General features: G+C 39.6%; 20 protein-coding genes and 1 pseudogene. 14 read left to right on the plus strand and 7 right to left on the minus strand.

The features are described from left to right. The 4 genes from CCAL_RS09245 to CCAL_RS00160 all read left to right on the plus strand — a co-directional run bounded on the left by CCAL_RS09245 (position 1) and on the right by CCAL_RS00160 (position 4,471). A complete protein-coding gene (locus CCAL_RS09245; protein WP_216656467.1) occupies positions 1 to 1,284 on the plus strand; it encodes an ATP-binding cassette domain-containing protein in 1,284 nt (427 codons plus the stop codon). 309 nt (positions 1,285 to 1,593) lie between these two features. Continuing rightward, positions 1,594 to 2,172 (plus strand): flavin reductase family protein, encoded by a 579-nt coding sequence (locus CCAL_RS00150; protein WP_170016862.1) that lies wholly within the window; start codon positions 1,594 to 1,596, stop codon positions 2,170 to 2,172. Positions 2,173 to 2,280: 108 nt separating this feature from the next. Next, positions 2,281 to 2,940 carry an NAD(P)H-binding protein gene (locus tag CCAL_RS00155; RefSeq protein ID WP_170016864.1) on the plus strand — a complete coding sequence of 220 codons (660 nt, stop codon included), beginning with the start codon at positions 2,281 to 2,283 and terminating at the stop codon, positions 2,938 to 2,940. Positions 2,941 to 3,346: 406 nt separating this feature from the next. Further along, on the plus strand, positions 3,347 to 4,471 hold the full coding sequence (locus tag CCAL_RS00160; RefSeq protein WP_172285011.1) for a phosphoethanolamine transferase: 1,125 nt from the start codon (positions 3,347 to 3,349) through the stop codon (positions 4,469 to 4,471). A 227-nt stretch (positions 4,472 to 4,698) separates the two neighbouring features. Here CCAL_RS00160 and CCAL_RS00165 read toward each other — a convergent pair whose 3' ends face one another. Together CCAL_RS00165 and CCAL_RS00170 are read right to left on the minus strand one after the other, a co-directional pair. After that, positions 4,699 to 7,761: an efflux RND transporter permease subunit gene (locus tag CCAL_RS00165; RefSeq protein WP_170016868.1), complete on the minus strand. Its 3,063-nt coding sequence runs from the start codon at positions 7,759 to 7,761 to the stop codon at positions 4,699 to 4,701. 3 nt (positions 7,762 to 7,764) lie between these two features. Further along, positions 7,765 to 8,877 carry an efflux RND transporter periplasmic adaptor subunit gene (locus tag CCAL_RS00170; RefSeq protein WP_170016870.1) on the minus strand — a complete coding sequence of 371 codons (1,113 nt, stop codon included), beginning with the start codon at positions 8,875 to 8,877 and terminating at the stop codon, positions 7,765 to 7,767. A 123-nt stretch (positions 8,878 to 9,000) separates the two neighbouring features. Here CCAL_RS00170 and CCAL_RS00175 point away from each other — a divergent pair, with 123 nt between their 5' ends. Beyond that, positions 9,001 to 9,441: a MarR family winged helix-turn-helix transcriptional regulator gene (locus tag CCAL_RS00175; RefSeq protein ID WP_170016871.1), complete on the plus strand. Its 441-nt coding sequence runs from the start codon at positions 9,001 to 9,003 to the stop codon at positions 9,439 to 9,441. 55 nt (positions 9,442 to 9,496) lie between these two features. Beyond that, positions 9,497 to 10,780: a YbaK/EbsC family protein gene (locus CCAL_RS09495; protein WP_170016873.1), complete on the plus strand. Its 1,284-nt coding sequence runs from the start codon at positions 9,497 to 9,499 to the stop codon at positions 10,778 to 10,780. A gap of 36 nt (positions 10,781 to 10,816) precedes the next feature. Here the strand turns inward: CCAL_RS09495 and CCAL_RS00185 are convergent, their stop codons facing one another. Genes CCAL_RS00185 through rsmA form a run of 4 tightly spaced genes read right to left on the minus strand, consistent with a single transcriptional unit; the run spans position 10,817 to position 15,530 of the window. Continuing rightward, positions 10,817 to 11,581: a pseudouridine synthase gene (locus tag CCAL_RS00185; RefSeq protein WP_170016896.1), complete on the minus strand. Its 765-nt coding sequence runs from the start codon at positions 11,579 to 11,581 to the stop codon at positions 10,817 to 10,819. An 8-nt stretch (positions 11,582 to 11,589) separates the two neighbouring features. Further along, positions 11,590 to 12,549: a KpsF/GutQ family sugar-phosphate isomerase gene (locus CCAL_RS00190; RefSeq protein WP_170000544.1), complete on the minus strand. Its 960-nt coding sequence runs from the start codon at positions 12,547 to 12,549 to the stop codon at positions 11,590 to 11,592. A gap of 10 nt (positions 12,550 to 12,559) precedes the next feature. Beyond that, entirely contained in the window at positions 12,560 to 14,704 is a 2,145-nt protein-coding gene (locus tag CCAL_RS00195) for a ribonuclease J (RefSeq protein WP_170016875.1), read from the minus strand. Next, the gene (gene rsmA, locus CCAL_RS00200; RefSeq protein WP_170016877.1) at positions 14,673 to 15,530 is read right to left on the minus strand and encodes a 16S rRNA (adenine(1518)-N(6)/adenine(1519)-N(6))-dimethyltransferase RsmA; all 858 of its coding nucleotides are present in this window, start codon (positions 15,528 to 15,530) and stop codon (positions 14,673 to 14,675) included. Before rsmA ends, CCAL_RS00195 begins: the two co-directional genes overlap by 32 nt. A gap of 118 nt (positions 15,531 to 15,648) precedes the next feature. Between rsmA and CCAL_RS00205 the strand changes: the two genes are divergently transcribed. The 6 genes from CCAL_RS00205 to CCAL_RS00230 all read left to right on the plus strand — a co-directional run bounded on the left by CCAL_RS00205 (position 15,649) and on the right by CCAL_RS00230 (position 22,050). After that, on the plus strand, positions 15,649 to 16,482 hold the full coding sequence (locus tag CCAL_RS00205; protein ID WP_194239045.1) for an ABC transporter ATP-binding protein: 834 nt from the start codon (positions 15,649 to 15,651) through the stop codon (positions 16,480 to 16,482). Then, complete coding sequence (locus tag CCAL_RS00210; RefSeq protein ID WP_170016879.1) at positions 16,479 to 18,071, plus strand: DUF4857 domain-containing protein; 1,593 nt, start codon at positions 16,479 to 16,481, stop codon at positions 18,069 to 18,071. Before CCAL_RS00205 ends, CCAL_RS00210 begins: the two co-directional genes overlap by 4 nt. Before the next feature lie 54 nt (positions 18,072 to 18,125). Continuing rightward, positions 18,126 to 18,884, plus strand: a complete 759-nt coding sequence (gene hisF / locus CCAL_RS00215) for an imidazole glycerol phosphate synthase subunit HisF (protein ID WP_170016880.1) — start codon at positions 18,126 to 18,128, stop codon at positions 18,882 to 18,884. Next, positions 18,881 to 19,552, plus strand: coding sequence for a purine-nucleoside phosphorylase (locus CCAL_RS00220; protein WP_228026753.1), 672 nt, complete (start codon positions 18,881 to 18,883; stop codon positions 19,550 to 19,552). Before hisF ends, CCAL_RS00220 begins: the two co-directional genes overlap by 4 nt. Next, complete coding sequence (gene rlmN, locus CCAL_RS00225; RefSeq protein ID WP_170016882.1) at positions 19,549 to 20,727, plus strand: 23S rRNA (adenine(2503)-C(2))-methyltransferase RlmN; 1,179 nt, start codon at positions 19,549 to 19,551, stop codon at positions 20,725 to 20,727. Before CCAL_RS00220 ends, rlmN begins: the two co-directional genes overlap by 4 nt. Before the next feature lie 132 nt (positions 20,728 to 20,859). Next, complete coding sequence (locus CCAL_RS00230) at positions 20,860 to 22,050, plus strand: hypothetical protein (protein ID WP_172285012.1); 1,191 nt, start codon at positions 20,860 to 20,862, stop codon at positions 22,048 to 22,050. 40 nt (positions 22,051 to 22,090) lie between these two features. Here CCAL_RS00230 and CCAL_RS00235 read toward each other — a convergent pair whose 3' ends face one another. Then, positions 22,091 to 22,996, minus strand: a complete 906-nt coding sequence (locus CCAL_RS00235; RefSeq protein WP_170016886.1) for a pseudouridine synthase family protein — start codon at positions 22,994 to 22,996, stop codon at positions 22,091 to 22,093. 87 nt (positions 22,997 to 23,083) lie between these two features. On the opposite strand from CCAL_RS00235, the pseudogene purB reads away from it, so the two are divergent. Together purB and CCAL_RS00245 are read left to right on the plus strand one after the other, a co-directional pair. Then, a pseudogene (gene purB / locus CCAL_RS00240) lies at positions 23,084 to 24,427 on the plus strand (adenylosuccinate lyase); the annotation flags it as partial. Positions 24,428 to 24,543: 116 nt separating this feature from the next. Continuing rightward, positions 24,544 to 24,903, plus strand: coding sequence for a DMT family protein (locus CCAL_RS00245; protein WP_169938051.1), 360 nt, complete (start codon positions 24,544 to 24,546; stop codon positions 24,901 to 24,903). Positions 24,904 to 25,372: the final 469 nt, after the last annotated feature.

Genomic DNA, 25,372 nt, shown 5'->3' on the forward strand with positions numbered 1-25,372 from the left:
ATGTATGGCAGTGATGCTGATATAAAGGTAGAGATCCGCTCAAACAATACGGGCAGAGTGAATAGGGTGGCGTATGAGGGAGTGGTGCCGCGATTTAACAGACTTTATCTAAACCGCGATATATCAAAGCTAAAAAAGAGCTTGCAAGATGAAATTTCAGCCCTTATAAGCGAGCAAGTGTGCGATGAGTGCGGTGGTATAGGACTAAACAAAAACGCCCTTGCTTCAAGGATAAATGGGCTAAATATCGCCGAGCTTTCAAGGCTAAATGCAAACGAGCTTTTGCGTGAGCTAGGGCGCATAGATGACCCTGTGGGTAGCGCTCTATCGCGTCAAATTTGTGAAAAACTAGAGCGGATGATAGCAGTGGGCATAGGCTACTTGTCGCTTGATAGGCGTAGCGATACGCTAAGTGGCGGTGAGGCGCAAAGGGTGAAAATGGTGCGAAATTTAGGCTCGTCGCTAAGCAATATCACCTATATATTTGATGAGCCAACGGCTGGACTTCATCCGCATGATGCGAGTAAGATCGGTCAAATTTTGCTAAATTTACGTGATAATCACAACAATATCTTGGTGATAGAGCACAATACGCAGATGATAAAACTAGCCGATCATATTGTAGAGCTTGGCGAATTTGGGGGAAGTGGTGGCGGGCGAATCATCTACGAGGGCGATCTAGCGGGACTACAAAAGAGAGATAGCAAGACCGCAAAGGCACTAAACGAAGGCGTGCAAATCAATCAAAATCCGCTTAAATTTAGTGAAGTTTTTGCTATCAAAAACGCCACAAGAAATAACCTAAAAAATGTAAGTGTAGATATACCAAAGGGCGTTTTGGTGGCTATCAGCGGTGTGGCTGGCTCTGGTAAAAGCTCACTTATGGATGAGTTTATGGCGCACTATCCGCAAGCTATCAAGATAGATCAAAAAGCCATAGGTGCTCAAAACCGCTCTACACCGGCAACTTACACGGGCGTGATGGATGAGATACGCAAGCTTTTTGCCAAGGCAAACGGCGTGGATGCGGGCTGGTTTAGCCCAAATTCCAAAGGTGCGTGCAAGGCGTGTAAGGGAAGCGGAGTGATAAGCTATGATATGGCATTTGCCGAGCCTGTCGTGCTTACGTGCGAGGAGTGCGGAGGTAAAAGATATAGCGATGAGGCGCTTAAATTTTGCTATAGCGGGCTAAATATCGAGCAAGCCGTATCTCAAAGCATAGATGAGGCGGTGGAGTTTTTTAACGATAAAAAGATAGCGAGAGCGATTCAAAGGAGCTTTTAAAGCTTTTAAGAAGGCTTGTAGATGCTAAAAACTCAGTCATCATCATAGAGCATAGACTATCTCTCATCGCGTGCGCGGACTTTGTCGTAGATATGGGCGAAGGCGCTGGGAGTGAGGGCGGAGAGGTTGTTTTTGCTGGTACGCCAAATGAGCTTTTAGAGTGCGCGAGGTCAAAAACGGCTAGGTATCTAAAAGAGCTAATTTAAAAAATACTAAATTTGTAGGATTAGGTATGAAAATCGGAGTTTTATGCTAACGTAAATTTTAAATTTAGGGTAGAATTTATCTATTAAGTTACTAGGAAATAAAATGGCAATCATTAAAGTTGATTTACAAAAATCATATCGTATCTTAAACCCCGGAGCCACCACGCTAGTATCGGCAAAGCACGGAGAGGACGCGAATGCAATGGCGATCACGTGGGCGCAAGCGCTTGACTATGACAAGCTCACGATCATCCCGCACAACGGCTCATATACAAGAACGCTTATCGAAAAGAGCGGGTATTTCGCCGTGCAAATCCCAGTCGCTACGCAAGCTGAGCTTGTAAGCGAGCTAGGAGCGGAGGACAACTCACGCTTTGATAACCCGCACAAAATGGACTCCGTGAAGCTCTTTTATAAAGACGGCTTTGACGTGCCGCTCATTGAGGGTTGTGCTGCGTGGATCATTTGCAAGCAAATCAGCGAGCCACACAACGAGCAGACATATGACCTTTTTATCGGGCAAGTTGTGGCGGCGTATGCGGATGATAGGATATTTGACGGCGGGCATTGGAAATTTGAGAGCGTGCCGGATGAGCTAAAAACGCTTCACTACGTGGCTGGCGGGCAATATTACTTGGATGGTAAGGCGATAAATACTAAAAGAAATCCGATCGTTGAGTAAATGCAAAAAAGAAATAAGCAAAATTTATAAAGCCAGCCTGATAGCGTTACTATCAGTGCTAACGGTTGCTTTGCTGTGCTAAAAGATAAAAATTTAAATGAGGATATAATGAACGAAAAAATATATACCAAAACTACTAAAATAGCCCTGGTTGTAGGTGCTACGGGGGTTGTAGGGCGTGAGATAGTGGCAAAACTCTTAGCCGATGAGAGCTACGAAAAGGTGATAGTTTGGGTGCGAAGGGAGCTAAATTTCACGCACGAAAAGCTAGAAGTAAGGCTGGTAAATTTTGATGAAATTTCAGCTATCCCACACGAGAAAGTCGATGAGGTTTTTTGCGCATTAGGCACGACAATGAAGCAAGCCGGAAGCAAGGAGGCGTTTTTAAAAGTCGATGTAGAGTATGTAAAAGAGAGTGCAAAATGGGCGAAAAATGCGGGTGCAGGGCGCTTTTTACTAGTCTCAGCGCAAGGAGCGGATAAAAACTCTTGGTTTTTCTATAACCGCACAAAAGCACAGGCGCAAGATGCCGTGATAGAGCAAAACTTCGCCGTTACACAGATATTTGCCCCGCCTATAATAAAGGGCGAGCGCAAAGATGAGCGCACGGGAGAGAAATTTAGCATTTGGCTTTTTGAGCTCTTTCCTAAAAGCTGGTTTAGCGCCTATCCGATGACCGGTAAAGAGATAGCGCAAAAGATCGTAGAAGCGACGAAACTTGACGTGCAAGGCGTGAAATTTTATACGTTAAGAGCGAGTGAAATTTGAGCGTATTTATGAGATAATATGGTTTGTAATTTGGATTTTAAAACATATCTTTATACCATTGTAAAATAGTAAATTTTAAGACTATATTTGCCAAGTTGTTACTATAGGGATATAGAATGCGCATTTTATTTTATCAAAAGGAATAGAATGCTTTTAAACTACCCAAAAATCACTATGCAAATAAATTTTTATAAATTCATATTCTTTTTTTATTGCCTTTATGGCGGTAGTAAATTTTGGTCTTTTTGGCATGGTTTTCAACAAATTTTTGGTTACAAATTCTTTTTTGTTTTCACTATTTTTTACGGCTATTTTTGTAGTTGTTTACATTGCTGTTATTGCGCTTGTTGTATCTTTGACATTTTTATTTTGTTGTTTTTACAGAAATTTCATTTAAGGACTTAAAATGAGAGTAAAAACAAGGTTAAAATTTGTGTTTATATGCATTGTCGTTATAGTCCTTGTCTTATTAAGCCTTTCAAAAATTTTATTTCCATTTGCTAGAGAAAACAACGAGATAAGATTTCAACTTTTGCCATTTTATCCCATTTATTCATGTATTAAATTTTATAAGAGTATGAATAAAAAAGATATGCCGTTTACTATTATAGCAGATGATGCTGTGCATAAAAGCACCAAAAAACAGCTTGTCGTATTTGTTGTGGGAGAAACACAAAGAAGCGCGAACTACTCACTAAATAGATATACAAAAAACGAAACAAATTTTTACACAAAAGAGCAAAATGTTATAAGTTTTAGTGAATTTTACTCGTGTGGGACTGCAACAGCGGTTAGTTTGCCTTGTATGTTTTCAGATCTTAAAAGGGGTGATTTTGATATCGCAAAAGCAAATAGTAGGCAAAATTTGGTTGATGTAATTTCAAGTGTCGGCATAGATACATTTTGGCTTGGCAATAATAGTGGTGGATGCAAGGCCGTATGTGACAGGCTTATAAAAGAAAATGTAAAAGAGTATAAGGCTATAAATTTTGATGAGGTGATATTTAAAGATGCGATAGATATGATAGAGAAAGCCACGAATACTACTTTCATTGTGCTTCACGTGCAAGGCTCGCATGGACCTATTTATTTTAAAGAGTATCCTGATGAATTTAGACGGTTTACGCCTACTTGCGATACTGCCGAGCTAAATAAATGTAGTATAGAGGAGATACAAAACACGTATGATAATACTATTTTATATCAAGATTTCTTGCAAAGTGAGCTCATAAAAGCGCTAAAAAAACGTGAAAATGAGTTTGAAACGGCTATGTTTTTTATATCTGATCACGGTGAGAGTTTAGGCGAAAATGGCGTGTATTTGCATGGTTTGCCATATGCTATAGCGCCAAAGTATCAAAAACATGTGCCTTTTATCTTTTACTCAAACAACGATGCTGTAAATAAACGCCTTTTAGCTTTAAAAGATGCGCAATTTTCGCATGATTATATTTTTAGCTCGGTTTTGGGATATTTGGGGATAAAAACTGCTGTTTATGAGAAAGAATTTGATATTTTTAGCAAGTATTAAAGCAAGAAATTTGCCTCTTTGTATATCTTGTTTGATAAATGCCTTTTGTTTCTTTCACTATCTTTTATGTTACCTGGATATTGAATTTGCTCATTAAGTAGCTTAACTTAAATCAAACTATCTCGCCATGCATGTCTTTTTAATAACTCAATTAAAATTACACTTGCTTAAATTTAACACATGGTTGATATAGTTCGTTTGGCATCTCTTTTATAATCTATAGTAGTCTACCTCTCTTTATCCTCCTTTGTTACCGACGTTAGCCGTGCAAGGCGTGGCAGAAGGAAATTTTTAAAATCATCCATTAGCGAATAGACCACCGGCACGAAAACAAGGCTAAGTAGCGTTGAAGCGATAAGCCCGCAGATAACTGCCACCGCCATAGGTGCGCGAAACGCCGCCCCAGAGCCACTTGCAAAGACAGCCGGAAGCATACCCGCTACCATCGCGATAGTAGTCATTATGATAGGGCGTGCCCGCTCCTTACCTGAGTTTATGAGAGCTTCTAGGCGCGCCATACCGCCAGCTCTTTTTTCTATAACGAAGTCAACAAGCAAGATAGAGTTTTTCGTAACTATACCCATTAGCATTAAAATTCCTATCACAGCGGCAAGGTCGAGTGCGGCTTTATAGGCTAGCAGACCCGCTATCACTCCGCCGATGGAAAGAGGCATCGCGACTAAGATAGTAAGTGGCTGCAAAAAGTCCTTAAAAAGTAGCACGAGCACGACAAAGACCATCATCACGCCAAAGCCCATCGTCAGCCCAAACTGTTCAAACATCTCGTTCATATACTCAGCGTCGCCATACTCTGGCACTTTGACGCCTGCGGGCAAGTTTTTCATAACCTCTAAGGCGTTTATCTCACCTAGCACACCGCCTATCGTATAGCCTGATACTAGGTCGGCGTCCACTGAAATTCTCCGCTCTCTGTCAAACCTCTCGATACTTGAAAGTCCCTCGCCGTAGCTTAGAGTTGCCACCGTGTTTAGCGACACGACTGAGCCATCCGTGCTATCTACTCTAAGCGAGCGCAGTATCTCTATATCGTTTCTAGCCTCCTCTTTTAGAGTTACACGTATAGGGATCTGGCGGTCTAGTAGGTTAAATCTAGCCGATGTTCCGCCCGTGTCGCCCACCGTTGCTATGCGGAGCAAATCGCCCACGGCTTGTGGTGTTACCCCTCTTTTTGCCGCCTCATTAGCTAGCAAGCTTACTTGCAGCTCGGTCTTTGCTAGAGGTGCGTTTATCTGCGGGTTTGCCACGCCCTTTACCTCTCTCATCTGCGCTTTTAGCCTTATGGCTGTCTCTTTTAGTGTGGCTGGGTCGTTACCTGAGAGCATTATAGAGATGTCGCGCTGAGAGTATTCGTTACTAAATGAAAATCGCATATCGGCAAATTTGGCAAGCTCCCCACCCAGCCTATCCTCAAACTCCTTTTGGCTAATACTTCGCTCATTATGCGGTTTTAGGCGCACGAGTAGCCAGCCTTTGTTCGTCTCGTCTCCACCAGCACTCATAAAGACGTGGTTAACTTCCTCGTGCTCTCTGATGAGCTTGTCAAGCTCTCTAAAGCGAGCGTCAGTTTGCGCTAGCGTGCTTGATGGTGGTAGGGTGATGTTTATCTGTGAGCTGCCGATGTCTGCCTTTGGCACGAAGCCTGTGGGCAGAAGTGGGACGAGCATAAGCGAGAGGATAAAGAGTAAAACTCCCACCATAAGGCTAGTTTTACGAAATTTCAAAGCCATCTCAAGCACTTTTACATAAGCCTTTTTTATACTACTTTCACGTTCGATACTCTCTTTATGAGCGTGCGGAGCTAGTATGTAGGTCGCAAGTAGCGGCGTAGCAAGGCGTGCGACAAGCAAAGAGGCTAGCACTGCGACCGAAACTGTAACGCCAAACTGACTAAAATACTGCCCCACGACACCAGAGATAAAGCTAACAGGCATAAAGACCGCCACGATAGTAAGGCTTATGGCGATAACTGCAAAGCCTATGGCGTCGCTCGCGTCAAGGGCGGCTTTATAAGGGCGCTTGCCAAGCGACAGGTGTCGCTCGATGTTTTCTATCTCAACTATCGCGTCATCGACTAAGATACCCACAACCAGCGTAAGAGCTAGCAAGCTGATGCTGTTTAGCGTGTATCCTAGCATATCCATCACTGCAAACGCTGGCAGGATGGAGAGTGGGAGCGAGATAGCCGCGACAAGCGTAGCACGCCAGCTACGTAGGAACAAAAACACTATAAGCACCGTTAAAAACGCCCCTTCAACCAAGGTGCTAATGGCTACGTTGTAGTTCTCTTTTGTGTTATCAACGAGGCTGTAAATTTCACTTATATTGATGTCTGCATGCTGTTCGTTTAGGCTTTTTATGGCGTTTTGCACACCATTTGCCACTACCGTGTCGCTTGATCCGCGAGTTCTTGAGACATTAAAGGCTAACACCTCTTTTCCATTTAGCCTAGCCTTGCTTCGCACCTCGGCGTGAGAGTCTATGATGTCCGCGATTTGCGATAGCTTGACCCTACGCCCGCCAGAGATAGCGATACTAAGCTCCTTTAGTGCTTCTAGGCTCTTACTGCTTGCTAGCACGCGGATAGACTGCTCTTGCTCGCTTAATATCGCTCTGCCGCCTGCTATATTTGCGTTTGTTTGAGCTATGATGTTATGCACTTGCACGGCGGTTAGCCCGTAGGAATTTAGGCTGGCTGGGTCAAGCAAAACACGAATTTCACGCTTCTCGCCGCCTAGTCTGGTTACTTGCTGCACGCCTTGGGTGGCTAAAAGTGCACGAGTGATCTCGTTGTCTATGAAGTAGGCTAGCTCGGTTTGGTCTAAATTTGGCGAATTTAGGGCGTAGTAGAGTATCGCTCCGCCTTCAACATCCATGCGATCAACGATAGGGCTATCTATGCTTTGCGGAAGTTCGCTTCTAATTTGCGAAACAGCGTTACGCACATCATTTACGGCTCTGTCGCTGTCTGTTTCTAGGGCGAATTCTACTGATGTAACTGACTGTCCTTCACTTATCGTTGAGGTGATGTGTCTAACGTTTGCCATACCAGCCACGGCATCTTCTATACGGCGTGTTACGCTGTTTTCTAGCTCATCAGGTGATGTACCAGACTGCGTAACGGTCACGGTTACTACGGGGAAATTTACGTTTGGATCGGCGTTTATCGGTAGGCGGTTAAATGAGAGAATTCCAAGCACTGTAAGCACGAAAAATAGCACGATAACAGGGATAGGGCGGCGGATGGCTAGGGCTGAGATATTTGCACTCATGGCTTACTCTTTGAACTCTATTAAATTTGGCTCTACGGTGTCGCCCTCGTCGATAAAAGCAGAGGCGCGAAAGACTACGACGTCGTCCGCGTTTATGCCATTTGTTATCTCGACTAGACCTCGCTGCTCCTCACCTGTTTTTATCTCTTTTTTATAAACTTTATTGTTTTCATCAAGCACGCTTACTCTTTTTGTGCCGTTTGTTTCAAACGAGACAGCCGATAGTGGAAGCGCGAATTTTAGGGCTCTGGCGGGCAAATTTATAACTGCACTTGCATAAGAGCCAAGAGTTGCGTTTTGCTTGCTTGTGAGTTTTACACGCACCTTGCCAAGCCTTGTGGCTGGGTCTAGCTCTGGATAGATGAGGCGAATTTTGCCATCAAACGTTAGCTGCGAGTTTGTAAGGTTTATTAGCGCTTTTTGGTTTGGTTTTAGAAGCGTTATTTCGTTTGTGTCTGCTTCTACTTCAAGCTCTAAAATGCTATCTTTTGCGATGTTAAAGAGTGCGTCTGAATTTACAAGCGCTCCGGCGACGGCTGATTTTTTGGTGATTAGCCCGCTAACGGGTGCTTTTAGCTCGGTTTTGTTTAGCTGGTGAGCGCTGTTTTCTATCGCCGCTTTTGTTTGATCTATTTGTGCCTTTGCGGACTTTATGTTTGCCCTTGTGGTGGCTACTTTTGCCTCTTGCGCTTCGTAGTCTTGCTTGCTTAGGGCGCTATTTTTTTGCAAGATTTTATATCTCTCAAATGTCGAAAGTGCTTCTTTTAAAGTAGCTTCTTGTGCCGTTAGTTCCGCTTCCAGGCGCTTTAAATTTGCCTTGTTTTGTTCTAGCTCGGACCTTGCGCCCACATTTTCTAAATAGGCTAAAATTTGACCCACTTTGACATTTTCGCCAGCTTCTACTTCAACCGATAAAATTTGCATACCTTGCAATGAACTTGCCACCGCTACATCATCACGCGCTTTAAACGTGCCGTAAAGTCTCAAGCTTTTGGTAAATTCCACGCTTTTTGCTTTTACTACGTTTATCTTAGCAAGCGGTTGCTCCGTATTCTCCGCCTTGTCGATAGAACAACCCGCTAAAAATAGAGTTAAAAATGTAATTAAATTTCTCATATATAGTCCTAATTTTTACTAAAATAGGGCTCATTATAGTCAAATTTAAGACTATTGTCAATTTCTTGCATTTGGTTTTATAAATTGCTACAATTCTTGTAAAACAAAATATAGGGCTAAAAGATGAATAAATTCGACATTTTAGGTAATTATAATACGCAAATAGAAGATTCAATCGAAACTTGTATAAAAAACGTAGGCTTTAGCTACAACGAGTTTGCGCTTTTTTATACTTTATATTTTAGCGATGATGGCAAATGCACGCAAAAACAGGTAAGCGATGAGTGGTTTTTGCCAAAGCAAACGGTTTTTAATATCTGCAAAGAGTACCGCGAAAAGGGATGGATAGAGCTAGCTCAAAGTAGCAAGGATAAAAGGGAACGGATAGTGTGCTTAACGTCGCTTGGCAAGACGCAGGTTGAGCCCGCGATGGTTAAATTTATAAAAATAAATGAGAGTGCATTTAGCAAATTTGGCGAAAAAAAGAGCGCTAGACTATTTGCTTTACTTGATGAATTTAGTGATATATATAAAAAGCAAGTTGACAATATGAGTCCTCAATAGTTTTCACACTTAATTTTTTGTTAAAATTATGCTTTATATCAAAGGAAAACATGTCATGTCGGAGAGAATTTTTAATAATATAAGAGAAATTTTAAGCGCAAACGGTGCGAAATTTCGTGTGATAGAGCATGAAAAAGCAGGGACGAGCGAGCTTGTAGCAAATGTCAGAAAAAGTGTCTTAGCTCAAGGAGCAAAGGCCTTGCTTTGCACGATAAAGACGTCAAATTTAGATGAATTTGTCGGCTCCAACATGCCGACTTCTCTTTTGCTTGATAAACATTTAAATGTAAAATCCGGTAGATTTCACGTTTTAGCCGTATTTCCAGCAGATCACAGCGCAAATTTAAGCAAGCTAGCAAACGCACTTGGCGCAAATAAGGCATCTCTTGCATCTCCGGCCGAGGTTGAGATCTTGGCTGACTGCGTCTTTGGTGCCGTGCCTCCTTTTAGCTTTCATGAGCAACTTATGCTTGTGGTTGATGAAAATTTATTTAAAAGATATGACGAGATAGCGTTTAACGCGGGGCTTCTTGAGCGCTCTATCGTGCTTGATGTTAAGGATTACGAGCGTATAGCCAAGCCTAGGGTGATAAAATTTGCCGATAACGTAAGACGCGTAGGTAAATTAAGCGTGATGCCTATAGGGGTTGATTGTACGCAAATTTTGAGAATGGATCAAAATGAGGCGATAAATTTTATGTGTAAAGCTTGTGAGATAGAGTATGATCTGTTTGATATACCAAGCGGAGGCGAAAGTCTTGCAAAAAAGGCGCTTAAAGATAGTAACGGAAGTGTAAAATTTGCTTTAAATTTGCCAATAAATTTAAATACAAACGAGATAAAATTTAAGATAAAAGAGGTATTAGACATCTTAGGAGTTTCTTGTGTCAAGCTTTGCTTTTTAGACATAAATAGCGATACCATAGAGAAAGCGACGCTTATGGAGAAGCTTGTTAAAGAGGGCTTGGTGGCAAACTGGGGAGTTTATGAGACTGGTTTTGATAAGCTCAAAGAGGTTTGTGAGATAACCCAGGTTAGCGCGATAAAAGCTTTGCTTGAGCCAAATACCCTTAAAGAGCTTAAGATATCGTCTTTATGTAAGATAGATCAAAATTTCATAAATTCGCAGAATTTAAAATTTATAAATTTAGCCAAATTTTATGCCGCACAAAAAGATACAACAAAAGAGATGATAATACTCTCATGGCTAACAAACAGATCGACTGATGTTTTGCCTATGTTAAATGATTTAAATGTTATAAAAGACGGCTTTAATGCGCTTAAAATAGGGCTTAAATTTGATGAAATTTTATCTTTGAACGAGGCTTTTAGAAGCTAACATTAAAACTAATAAGGTCTTAATGTTAGCCGTTTGTTAGTAGTAAATTTTGTTTGTCTTTAGGAAGTCGCGTAGGTCTTCGTATTCGTTATTTGCAAAGTAACGCCACTTACCTTCTTTTAAAGTTCCAAGCTCTACACGTCCGAAACTAACGCGTTTTAAGTCCATAACTTCAAGGTCAAAATATCCAAAGAAACGTCGAAGCTCTCGGTTTTTACCCTCGTTTATCATAACGCGAAGCTTTGTATATCCGCCACTACTTCCAAATATATCAAAGGCTAAAAATGGGGCAAATTGCATTGAGATTATCTTGCTTTTTGTATGAGCTCCTTTGCTTGCGTCAGCCGCGAAAAATCCCTCTCTCATCGCGGTTTTAACCTCTTCTGTGATCTCGCCTTTTACTTTTAGATAGTATTCACGCTCGATGTCGCTATTCATCAAAGCAGTTGCGATAGCCGGGGCGTCTGTTAGTAAAAGCAAACCCTCGCTAGCATAGTCAAGGCGTCCGATACTAACAAATTTTGAAAACCCGTGAGGTAGATTATCATATATAGTTTTTCGTCCACGGTCGTCTTTTTTAGTTACTAACTCACCTTTTTGTTTGTGGTAAACGATCATTGTAAAGTCTTTTTTGAGTTTTACAAAACGTCCGTTTATTTTGACCTTATCATCCTCGCCCACGCTAACACTCATATCACTAACAACGCGGTTGTTTAACGTTACCTTGCCTTGTTTGATAAGCTCATCGGCTTCACGGCGAGAGTAGTTTGTGTTGTGTGAGATGAATTTGTTTATACGCATTTTTTCCATTATTTTAGTCCTAAGCCGGTTAGGTCGTGTATATGTAAAACACCGGCTATCTTGCCGCCGTTTAACACGACTAGAAGTTGAATTTTATACTCTTCGATGATGCTAAGTGCATCGATAGCCAGGATATTTTCGTTATCCAGCACCTTTGGATTTTTAGTGGCGTATTTTATAGCTTGTTCGTTGATATTGAAATTTTCATCCATTAACGCACGTCTAAGGTCACCATCACTAAGTATGGCAACTAACACTCCGTCTTTGTTAGTTAGCAAGACGTTGCCTAGCTTACCGTGTGTCATCGTATCTATAGCGTTTTTAATACTAACATCTTCGCTAACGATAGGTAGGTTTTGTGTTTTCATGACGTCTTTAACTTTAACAAAAAGTCTTTTGCCAAGAGAGCCACCAGGGTGGAAATTTGCAAAATCCTCTGCTTTAAAATTTCTTTTTTGCATTAAGCAAACGGCTAAAGCGTCTCCTAATGCCAGAGTTAGCGTCGTTGAGGTTGTTGGAGCCGCATTTAAAGGACATGCCTCGCTAACGATATCAAGAGCTAAAACAACATCGCTAAATTTACCAAGCGAACTATCTAAATTTTTAGTCATGCCTATGATCTTTACGCCAAATCTTTTCACATGGGGTAAAATTTTAATTAGCTCGTCACTCTCTCCGCTAAAGCTAATCGCAAGAACCAAATCATCCTTGCCTATCATGCCAAGATCGCCGTGCATAGCCTCCGTAGGATGTAAAAAGAAGCTTGACGTGCCTGTGCTTGCTAGGGTCGCAGCGATCTTAGCGCCGATATGACCGCTTTTGCCAACACCCGTGATTATAACCTTGCCCTTGATCGAATGGATCAAATTTACGGCATTTTCTATCTCCGCACCTAGCTTATCAGCCTGTCTTAAAAGCTCATTGCCTTCTATTCGTAAAACTTCTTTTGCGACTTCGATTAAGTTCATATTTCATGCCTTACATTAGATAAATTATTGGAACGATTGTTGGATATTTTTTAACTTTTCTAAAGATGTGCTTTCTTAAGACTTGACGAATTTGACCTTCAAGCATTCTGTTGTCTTTTAAGAGTTCTTCTTTTACGTTGGTTAAAAACTGCACCAAAACCTCTTGCATCTCGCGACTAAACTCTCCGTCTTGTTTGTTTGCGACAAGTCCGTAGCTAATAACGCGTGGTTTGCCGATTAGCTTTTGGTTATGGCTTGAAATTTGTGCGATTATCATTACTACGCCCGACTCTGCTAGGTTTTGTCTGTCGATGACAACATCGTCTGCGATTTGTTTATTGATCTGATTGTCTATAAATACCTTGCCGGTTTTTACCGTTTTGATACGTTTCATGTATTTTTGACAAACTTCTATTTGATCGCCGTCACTCATTAGATAGATGTTTTTCTCATCGACCCCACAGCTTATCGCAGTCTCTTTGTGCTTTGCGATATGGTTGTATTCACCGTGTACCGGTAGGAAAAATTTAGGCTTTATTAGCCTAACCATAAGCTTTTGCTCTTCTTGGGCGGCGTGTCCAGAGACGTGAATTTCACTAAAGTCTTGATAGGCAACTTTTGCACCGCTTTTGATTAAGAAATTTAGCACTGTCGATACGCTACCTTCATTGCCCGGTATAGCCTTTGAGCTGATTATTATCTGATCTGTCGGTTTGATCTTTATGTATTTGTGTTCGTCGGTTGCCATTCTGTAAAGTGCGCTCATAGTTTCGCCTTGACTTCCGGTGGTTACGATAAGCACCTCGTCGTCTTTATATTTACCGACTTCGTTTGCGTCGATAAAAATTTTGCGATCAAGTTTGATATAACCTAGCTCCATCGCCGTAAATAAATTTCGCTCCATGCTTCGTCCGATGACACAAACTTTACGGTTGTATTTTAGTCCCCACTCTATAGCCTGATAAACACGGTGGATGTTAGAGCTAAATGTGCTCATTATCACACGTCCTTTTGACTTGGCAAATATCGCGTCAAATGTCTTTCCGACGCTGCTTTCGCTCTTTGTAAAGCCTTCTCTATAGCTATTTGTGCTGTCGCTCATCAAACATAAAACACCTCTTTCGCCGTAGTGAGCCAGGCGTCCAAGGTCACTAGGATAGCCGTCTATCGGAGTGTGATCTATCTTAAAGTCGCCGGTGTGGATTATTGTTCCTGCCTTTGTTGTTATGGCAAGTGCGCTTGCGTCAATGATAGAGTGCGTGATATGTATCCATTCTACCTCAAATTCACCTATCATGTAAGGTTTTCGCTTTTCAACAGAGCGAAATAGCGAGCGTTCGCTTTTTAGACCATGTTCCTCAAATTTATTGTTTATCATACCAAGCGGAAGCGGAGTGGCATAGATAGGAAATTTAAACTCTTTAAAAAAATAAGGAACAGCACCGATATGATCTTCGTGCGCGTGAGTGATGATGATGCCTGCGATCTTGTCTTTTATCTTTCTTACGTAGTCAAAGTCCGGGATCAAGATATCAACTCCGTGCATACCTTCATTTGGAAAACTCATGCCGATATCTACTATGATAGCCGAGGTTTCGGTTTCAAATATCGTCATATTGCCGCCGATCTCGCCAAGTCCGCCAAGTGGGGTTATGCGGATCTTGTGGTCGCTTGAGTTTAGATATTTTAGTGGTTCAAGTATTAATTCATGTGCAGCTTCGTTTGCTTGCATCGCAGAAGCTATGTCTTGCTGCCAGGGTTCGTTACCGATTAGTTTTGCAGGTAAATTTCGTTTGATCTTTTTCTTTCTAGCTTTTTTCTCACCTGTTTTTTCGACCTCATTGTTAGTGTTAGCGGCTGGTTGGTTAGTCTCTTTTTTTACATTTTTGTTAGCTTCATTACTAACTTTTGGAGATTTTTTATTAGTGTGTTTGTGTAGTTTTTTACTGGCCAATGGCGCACTTTCGGTATGTTGCTCTTCGTTGCCAAACGGAGCTGCAAAGAAATTATCTATAACGCTTTGAGTTTGTGAGCCGTTAGTAGCTACTAATGCTGTGCTTTCGCTGTTAGTTTGTTTGTTTTTGTTTTTTGGACGGAAGCGTCGTTTTTTATTTGTTTTTCCGCTACCCGTTACTTCGTTGTTGTTTTCGTTCATTATCTGCCTTTATTTGTTTGTAAATTTCTAAATACAAGGCGACATTTGACTCGTGAGGACGTAAATTTGTATTTAAATTCATCTCTAAAAAGAGTTGATTTAATAAATTTTTATCAAATCTTGAGCTTAGGTTTTTAAGTAGAGTTTTTCTGGGGGCGCTAAAACAAATCTTTAGAAATTCCCCAAAGTTTTTATACTCGCTTAAATTTTTAAATAAACCAAACTCTCCTAAAAGTTCATGACTTTTAGTTATTTGCAAAACTGATGAAACAACCTTTGGCTTTGGCTCAAAACACTCCGGTGCTACGTCAAACAACAACTCACAAGAGCCGTTTAAATTTGCTAAAACTCCAAGAGCGCTAAAGTCGCTATCTTCGCCCTTACAGGCAAATTTAAGTGCGACTTCTTTTTGTGTCATGGCTATTACGCCTACGCAAAGTTCGTCTTGCAAGGCGGACAATATCATCTTTGTGGCAACATAATATGGAAGATTTGCCACTAAAATATATGGTTTATCGCTTAGGCTTTGTTGCTCTCGCCACGCCTCATTCGCATCTTTGTTTATCAGTCTAAATCGTCCCTCTTTGACTTCTTTTTGAAATTTTTCATTCAAGATCGGCACTAGCTCATCATCTATCTCATAGCTTGTGAGCAAAAAGCCGCTATTTAAAAGCCAAAAGGTCAAATCACCCAAGCCAGGCCCAATCTCAACTACGTTTTTAATAAAATTAGGTGTAGTTTCGTTGGGAATCGCTTTGATGATCTTGCTTAAAACGCCTTGATCTTGTAAAAAGTTCTGTCCAAATTTCTTTTTTGCTTTTATCATCACTTTTCCTAAATAACGGGCGATTATAACCAAAAAATACTTATAGCAACATTACTTGTTGTATTTAATGGCTTAGTTTTAATATTTAGGTAGTATAATTTTAATAAAGGATTTCAAAATGTATGCGATAGAAGTTAAAAATTTAACCCATTTTTACGGCGAGAAATTAATCTATCAAAATTTAAATTTTAGCGTAAAAACAGGTAATGTATTTGGTATTTTAGGTAGGAACGGCGTTGGCAAAAGCACACTTATAAATATACTTATGGGCTATATCAAGCCAAAGAGTGGCGAGTGCAGAGTGCTTGGAGAAAACAGCTTTGAGTTAAGCGCTAAAACAAAGCAAGATATAGCTTTGCTTTTTGAGGGATTTGTTAGTTATGATCATTTAAGTATCGCAAGATACGAGGAATTTTTGAGCTCATTTTATCCAAATTGGGATAGTGTGGTTTATAACGATCTGGTAAGGCTTCTAAAGTTAAACAAGGATCAAAAATTAAGCTCGATGTCATTTGGTCAAAAGTCGCAAGTCGTTCTTGCTTCGCTTTTTGCGCAAGATGCAAAAGTGCTTATTTTTGACGATTATTCTATGGGGCTTGATGCAGGCTATAGACGACTTTTTGGCGACTTTTTAAAGGATTATTTAGACGGCAAGGACAAAACCGTCGTTATAACAAGCCATGTTATGAGCGATCTTGAAAATTTGATAGATGAGTTTTTGATCATAAAGCGTGGTGGAGAGATTTATCAGAGTAACATGGGTGATTTTATGTCAAATTTTCATGCCTATAAGTTACCAAAAGAGTTAAATTTAAATGAATTTGACTTTAAAAATATAGATGAATTTAAACATCATAAAATGGCATACGGTTTTGTAAATTTAGATGGTTTTGAACCGATGAATGCAAGTTTTGAAGATAAATTTTTAGGTTATGTAGGACTTTATGAATGAGAGCGATATTTTTAAAAGAATTTAGCCGTTTATGGGTGTTTTTGTCGGCGTTGTTTGCTGTTTTGGTGCTATTTTTTAGTTGGTTTAGTTTTGATTTTTTCTTTAAATTTAACGCTATCCACCCAGAAGCCGTTATCTGGTATCAATACGTATTTTTTGAAAATGAGCCCGAGCGACTAACGCTTTTTGTTGTCGTTAGTGCCTTTGTTAGCGTTGCGTTAGCGCAGTTTTTACCTCAAAGAAATCGCATAAAATGCCTACTTCATTTGCCGATTTCTAGTTTTAAAATTTTACTTTGGCACTATCTTTTTGCGTTGTTATACTTTGTGTTAGTTTGGTTGGTTTTTGGGCTTTGGCTGCTTGTTTTGTCGGTTAAATTTTATCCTGATATTATTAGTATTTATGTGCTTATAAACTGGAGCTACTACTGTTTTTGCAGTGTTATAATTTATCTTTTTGCAAGTGCGATCTTACTTGATATGTTTGTTAGACGAGCAGCGATATTTGGAGTTGTTGCCGCTTTGGTTTGTGTGATTTTGATATTTTATATAAATAGCTTTTTCTTGCTTGTCGCCCTGGCATTTTCAGGCATTATTTTTGGTTTTAATGCACTTTTATCACATAAACAAATATCATTAAAGCTAGTTCCTTTTTTTCTTGCCTGCGCCACAGTTTCATTGGTTTTATCGATAGGGGGATATGAAATTTTTAAAGATAAATTTGCCGATAAAAGTGAAAGGTATTATATATTTTACTCGCCGAGTTTAAAAGAATTTATCTATCAAGAAAATTTAGGTGGTCATTATTTTGCCTATAAAAGCGTTAGCGGTAAGGTGTTTCAAAACGAACTAGATTATAAAAATGAGCTAGCATTTAACTACTTTATGGACTTAAAACAGCAGGGAAAACTACCTGTAACTATAGATGGAAAAACATATAGCGAAAATGAAATAAGAGCCTCCAGGATGTCTATGACATTAAGTCAAAATGAGGCAAATCCGCCAAAGATCCCTCTGTATCCACTCTTTAACCCAAATCCTAAAATTTCAAACATACCCTCAGCTGAAGATATGCTTTACTTTGGTAAAAATGCTTTAACGCTTTATCATCACGACGGCGAAAAAGATGAAGAGCTTACGCATGTTTTTAATCAAAAAGCAAAAGAACTTGATGTGAAATTTCCCATTCAAGGTGTTTTTGGGCGTTTTACAAATTTAAAGATATTTGACGAGGGTTTATTCTTTAAAGATGCGAAAGGTGATTTTTATAATATCAAAATGTATAATAATAAGCTAAGTTTTAAAGCTGTTTCTAGCTTAAAAAACTACGAGTATTTACACATCGTAGAAAATGATAATACCGACTTTTTAGGTCTTGCTTTTAAAGATGGCAAGATATACTTTTTTGATAAAAATTATGTTACTTTAGACACAAGTGTTGATGGTTTTGAGCTTGGCAAAATGAGGCTTAGAGTCGGCTTTGATCCTAAATTTATACAGATAAGGCTTGATGATGGCGATAGCTATAAGGCTTTTGTTTTTGATAAATTTAACCTTGAAAAGCTTGGAGAAGCGCAGTTAAAACGGTAAAAGCTTATTAAGCGAAATTTGGATAAAATCACTAAAACTTAAATAAGGTGTCTCATGCAACATTTCGCAAAACGTATTATTCCTTGTCTTGATGTTAAAGACGGGCGCGTGGTAAAGGGTGTAAATTTCGTAGGACTTGTTGACGCAGGCGATCCTCTTGAGGTTGCTAAACGTTATAATGATGAGGGTGCCGACGAGCTTTGTTTTTTGGATATATCTGCCACACATCAAGGGCGAAACACCATGGTTGATGTGGTGGCAAAGATCGCTAAAGAGCTTTTTATACCACTTACCGTAGGGGGCGGGATACGCACGGTTGATGACATATCACGTCTTTTGAATGTCGGGTGCGATAAGGTTAGCTTGAATTCTGCTGCAGTGCATGAGCCAAATTTGATCAACGAAGCCGCTAAGAAATTTGGCTCTCAATGTGTTGTTGTTGCTATTGATATCAAAAATGTCGGAAACTCTTACAACGTCTTTATAAACGGCGGTCGTATCGACACTGGTAAAGATGCGTTTGAGTGGGCTAGAGAGGTAGAAAGGCGCGGAGCAGGAGAGATACTGCTAACGTCGATGGACAAAGATGGCACAAAAGACGGTTATGACATATATCCTACCAGCAAGATGAGTAGCGAGCTACAAATCCCTATTATCGCAAGTGGCGGAGCAGGAACAATGGAGCATATAAAAGAGGCATTTTTAAACGGCGCTGACGCCGCATTGGCTGCCTCGATATTTCACTTTAGACAGATAGAAATTTTAGAGCTAAAGCGTTATTTGTCGCAAAATGGAGTAGAGGTTAGACTTTGAAAGAGGGGTGCTTGTTTGTCTGTGCTGGAGAAAGCGAGAGCTTTGACTTTGCCGTCCCTGTTGGCATAGGGCTTGTAGATAGCTCAGCAAGGCTAAGTGAAATTTTAGCTCAACTTACACTATTTGACGAATTAAAAAGTCTAAAGGTTTCAGATGAAATTCTTCATGATTTGCTTGCTGTGGAGTATAGTAAGTGTGAAATTTTAGCCAAATTTTTAGAGCCAAATGTAAAGAAGCAAAAGAATTTCTTGCCAAACGAGATCATCTTCATAGGCTCGGCAGGACTTTATAAAAATGGTGAACTGTTTGAAATTTTCGAAAGTCAAAATGCTGCAAATATTGAAATTTCACTACTTGACGATAAGTCTTATGTGCCTGTTCCACAAGAGGTTTTTAATGATGTTTCACGCGAAACATTTATAAATTCTTCAAATTTTATCACAAAAGATACTTTAAGTGCCAAAAAGCTTTTTAAACTTGGTGCATATGCTGAAAATATGGAATTTTACTCTATTATGGCAGTCGCAAAGAAATTTAACATCCCAGCAAAAGGCATTTTTATCGCGACAAATTTTTGTAACGCAAATGCGCATAAGGACTTTATGCATAACCACTCGCTTGCCAAAGATATGCTTTGCGAATATTTAGAACACAAAGGTTTGATTTGAAAAATATACTTGACTATACGCTAAAAGAGCTAGAAGAAGTTGTCTCTCCCAAATTTCGAGCTAAGCAAATTTATGAATGGATATATAAAAAGGGTGCAAATTTGTTTGATGAAATGACAAATTTGCCACAAGAAATGAGAGAAAAGCTAAAAAGCGAATTTGTTGTTGAGCCACTGAAGTGTGTAAGATCTGAAACAAGCTCGGACAAAAGCGTTAAATATCTCTTTGAAGCAGCTGACGGGTCGCGCATAGAGAGTGTCTTACTTCCTATGAAAGAGGAGCTAACGCACGAAGACGGCGGCATAAAGCGTCATGCTAGATATACGATCTGTGTTAGTTCTCAAGTTGGTTGTCGCATGGGCTGTAGCTTCTGTCTTACGGCAAAGAGTGGACTGACAAGAAACCTAAGCGCTGGTGAGATAGTAGGTCAAATTTTATGGATAAAAAAGGCAAATAACATACCTTACGAGCGTCGTATAAACGTAGTTTACATGGGTATGGGTGAGCCGCTAGATAATCTAACTAACGTTGCAAAAGCCGTGCATATCCTAAAAGAAAACGACGGTTTAGCTATCGCTCCACGTCGCCAAACGATATCAACTAGCGGTCTTGCAAGCCAGATAAAAAAGCTGGGTGATTTAAATTTAGGCGTGCTTCTAGCCATCTCGCTTCACGCGACTACAGACGAGCTGCGCACGAAGCTCATGCCGATAAACAAAGCATATAACATAGAAGCTGTTATGCAGGCGGTAAGAGAATTTCCTATAGATATGAGAAAGCGGGTGCTTTTTGAGTATCTTGTCATAAAAGATCTAAACGATAGTATAAATGATGCTAAAACCCTTGTAAAACTGCTTCACGGTATAAAAGCTAAAGTAAACCTCATATATTTTAACCCTCACGAGGGAAGTCAGTATAGACGTCCTGAGCGCGAAACTATGATCAAATTTCAAGACTACATGGCAGTACACGGTGTAACTTGCACTATAAGACAAAGCAAAGGGCTTGACATCTCTGCTGCTTGCGGTCAACTAAAAGAGAGAAGCAAAGAAGATGTAAAAGCTAACGAAAAATCAACTAACGCTAGTGATAACTCTGCTAAATTGAAAGCCCAAACTACTACCAGCAAATCAACTAACACTAACAACCAAAGAGGTAAAAATGAGCTTGCTTGATATAGCTCAGCTAGTATTTATAGTAGCAGTGGTGCTAGTGGGGCTTGTTTTTATGCTAAAAGTTATCAAGGAAGAGCGCTAAAATTTATATCATTTTTGCCGATATTATTATAAATTTGATTGAGGTGTAAAATGAGAATAGATAGCTATATTGTGGATATGTATTCTAACTATCTCAGCTCAAAAAACGAGCTGGGCGTCTCTTTAAAAACTACTAACACAACACAAGATAATTTCACAAATGAAACTAACATTAATACCAAAAAACCAGAAATATCAAATAAAATTTCTACTAACACAAATGCTAACCAAGAGTATATGTTAGCTAAAATAAGCTCAAATATAATAAAGGTGTTGCGGGACGCAAGGGATGAAACGAAAGATCTTTCCACAACAAATATGCTAGATACGACCATTTATGAAAGTAGCGAAACAGAAGAGCTAAAGATAAAAACAAAAGCTGTCGTGATGGCTGACGGCAAACAGTTGGAAGTCGACCTTGATCTAATGTTACAAAGAAGCTTTTTGCGAAGCATAACTCTTTTTGATGTTGTATCAAAATTTTACGATCCGCTTGTCATCGCTCTTGATGGAGGTATGCCGAGTATAAAAAACGATAGGATAGCTTTTGATATAGATGCAGATGGAGAGGTAGATCAGATATCGCGTCTTGGAGCAAATTCCGGTTTTTTAGCTCTTGACCTAAACGAAAACGGTGCTATCGATGACGGATCGGAGCTTTTTGGCACACGAAGCGGAGATGGTTTTGTCGATCTGGCTAAATTTGATGATGACGGCAATGGCTGGATAGATGAAAATGATGAAATTTTTAACAAGCTTCGAATTTGGCAAAACAATGATGACGGTAAAAGGTTGTTGGCTCTTGGAGAGGTTGGTGTGGGTGCGATATTCTTAGGAAGCGCGCAAGGAAATTTCAGCTTTAAAAATGATATAAATACTGAAATGGCAAAACTAAGGAACACGGGTTTATTCCTTTTTGAAAATGGTCGCGCAGGAGCTATCGCACAAATAGATTTTGCTAAGCGAGATGAAAATGATTTGCTTGAACTAGGTGATACATTAGAGGGTTTTGGAGGCAGAGATACCTTTGCTTTTATAAGCGATCAAGTGGGAGAGCAAAAAGAAGACGATAAAAAATTTAAGCCCATAAAAGGCGAAAGTAAAAATACACAAACTTACACATATGAAGATAAATTTAAAGAGCATTTTTTCAAAGAGCTTTTAAAGGCCGATAGGGAAAATAGCATAAGAGTTATAAAACTAATGGAAAAAGCCGAGCAAAAAGTTGACAAAACAATCTAAAAATAACTAGTCAAGTGCAGTAAAGAATTTTGTGTGTGATTTAAATTTTAGCTAATCTATAAAACTCTTCACACGTGTTAAATTTACTTTTTACATTATAAATTTTACTGTTAAATTCAAATGAAATTTCATCAGCATGAAGTAAAAGTCGACTAGCTCCAGTTAAGGCAAAACGCTCCGCCTCACTCATCTCGTTATCCAGTATCTTTATCACTTCATCGCGACTTAGCCCATAAAGAGGCTCACCTAAAATTTTATGTTTCTCGTGAAACAAATGCAATCTTATCTGGTGCTGGCGACCTGTTAAAGGATAACATCTAAGTAAGCTTGCACCAATATCTTTAAAGTATTTTACTAACTCAAATTTAGTTATCGCACTTTTGCCGTCATCGCAAATTTTCATGCGAGTCTTGACATCATCGTAGTTATCAGCTAGATCCATAGCTTTATCGACCGTAAAATTTTTAGCTGTTTGCCCTACAACCATTGCAAGATAGGACTTTTTTACTGCTCTTTCTTCAAATAGCCTTTTAAGTTCTACCTGTGTTTTTGGATTTTTAGCGACAACTATAAGCCCGCTCGTTTCGCGGTCAAGCCTATGTGCAACCGCGGCTTTTTTGCCAAAAAGATGCCAAATTTCATCATTTAGTGAGTATTCGCAGTGTCTGCCGTTTGGATGACTAAGCACACCACTTGGTTTGTCAAATACCGCAAATTCTTGCGTTTCAAATATCGGCATAAGCCCGCGTGGGTTGCACTCATACTCTATCAAACTTACATTGCCAAATAAAACGGCATTTTTCTCTCGCACAACTTCCCCGTCACAAGCCAACCTTGCCCTATCTATCAGGCGTTGAGCCTCTTCCATTTTGTATCCCAACGAGAGTAAAATTTCATATGCTTTTTCGCCGTTTACATTTTTTATAAATTTGTTTATGTAAGCCAAAATTTATCCCATATCATCTAGCTAAAATTATTTAACCGCTATTTTAGCCCAAATTTTATATAATATTTCTCCAAAAATTATACACAAAAAGAGGACAAAATGGTAGAGCGATATTCAAGAAAAGTCATGAGCGATAAGTGGAGTATACAAGCAAAATACGACGCTTGGCTAAAGGTTGAGCTAGCTGCTGTTAAAGCGTGGAACAAACTAGGCTTTATAAGCGATACAGACTGCGAAAAGATCTGCAAAAATGCTAAATTTGATGTCGCTAGGATAGATGAGATCGAGCGCACGACAAAGCACGATGTTATAGCATTTCTTACGAGTGTAAGTGAGAGCCTTGGAGAAGAGAGCCGTTTTGTGCATTTTGGTATGACCAGCTCTGACTGTATAGATACGGCTGTTGCGTTGCAGATACGCGATAGTTTAGAGCTTATAGAGGCTGATGTTAATGAGCTTTTAGGCGCTTTAAAAACTCGCGCTTTAGAACACAAAAACACATTAATGGTCGGCAGAAGTCACGGTATCCATGGTGAGCCTATAACTTTTGGCTTAGTCGTAGCTATCTGGCATGATGAGATAAAACGTGCATTAGAGCTTTTGCAGCACGCCAAAAAAGTCATAAGTGTTGGCATGATAAGCGGAGCTATGGGAAATTTTGCTCATGCGCCACTTGAACTAGAAGAGTTTACTTGTGCTCAGCTTGGTCTTGGTGTAGCGCCTGCTTCCAACCAAGTCATCCAGCGTGACAGATATGCACAAGTTTTAAATGCGATCGCCATACTTGCTTCAAGCTGTGAGAAGATCGCTGTTGCCGTTCGCCACTATCAACGCACCGAAGTTTATGAGTGCGAGGAGTGTTTTAGCCCTGGACAAAAAGGATCAAGCGCAATGCCGCACAAGAGAAACCCTGTGCTAAGCGAAAATGTCACAGGACTTTGCAGGATGTTACGTGCATATGCCCTACCTGCAATGGAAAATGTCGCACTTTGGCATGAGCGCGATATCAGCCATAGTTCGGTTGAGAGATTTGTTCTGCCTGACGCGTTTATAACGGCAGACTTTATGCTGTCACGCTTAACGGGACTTATCCAAAATTTAGTTGTTTATCCTGAAAATATGATGAAAAATTTAAACCTAACAGGAGGTCTTGTTTTCTCTCAGCGTGTGCTTTTGGAGCTTCCAAAACGCGGAATTTCGCGTGAGGACGCATATAAGATAGTTCAAAGAAACGCTATGAAGGTCTGGGCCGACTTGCAAGAAGGAAAAAAGGCGATAAATGAAAACGGCGAGAGCTTATATCTGCAAAATTTACTAGCCGACGCAGAATTAAGAGCAAATTTAAGCGAAGCCGAGATCAAGGACTGCTTTGATTACAATTACTACACAAAAAATGTCGATAGAATTTTTAAAAGGGTTTTTGCAGAGTAGTCTAAACTCTTAGCAAATAAAAGACACGATAAATTTAGGAAAACTTACACGCCGAAATTTATCGTGTGTGTGTTTTAAATTTTTAAATTCTTATATCTCCTGACACAAGGACTTTGATGCTAAATGCAACTTATACTATCGCTTTATTGATCGGTTCAAATGTATTTATGACGCTTGCTTGGTATGGTCATCTTAAATTTGGCACGCAAAATTTGGCTTTGTTTTGGATCATTATCATTAGCTGGGGGATAGCTTTTTTTGAGTATTGTCTGCAAGTTCCGGCAAATCGCATAGGCTTTAGCGGTAACGGAGGTGCTTTTAATTTATGGCAGTTAAAGGTCATTCAAGAGGTGATCTCATTAAGCGTCTTTTGTGTATTTACATTGCTAGTTTTTAAGGGCGAAACTTTGCGACTAAACCACATTATAGGTTTTATTTTTCTTATTTTAGCTGTTTATTTTATCTTTAAAAAATAATACGTTTTTGATAAGATTTTATGCTAATGTGTTTTAAATTTACTCACATGAGCGCAAAATAACTGCTTAGTGCTACAAAATCTTTACAAATTTATCAAAAAATTTTATAATCAACGCAAAATTTACATTATACAAGGACTATAATGAGACATCCCATGCAAAAAAGGCTTTATAAAAAACGTTAAAAACCTGATATTAATGTTTGTATTTTGCATGGTTGCAAATCTCATCAAGCTCGTTGCCTATCTTATCGGGCAGGAGTATTATAAATTTCATTTTAGTTTACGAAAATCCGGTTGTCATCCACCTTTCTAATCATATTCTCTTGAGCGATTTTAAATGATTTTTGTTTTTTCTTCCTTGATAGGCTACATGCCTTATCTGCAGCCTTGAAAACTGCAAAAACATTTAAACTCGTCTCAAGATAACACGATTATAAAATTTTAAATAAAATAATAAAAATATAAAT

This window comes from Campylobacter sp. RM6914 (genome assembly GCF_004803835.1).
GTDB classification, from domain to species: Bacteria; Campylobacterota; Campylobacteria; order Campylobacterales; family Campylobacteraceae; genus Campylobacter_A; species Campylobacter_A californiensis.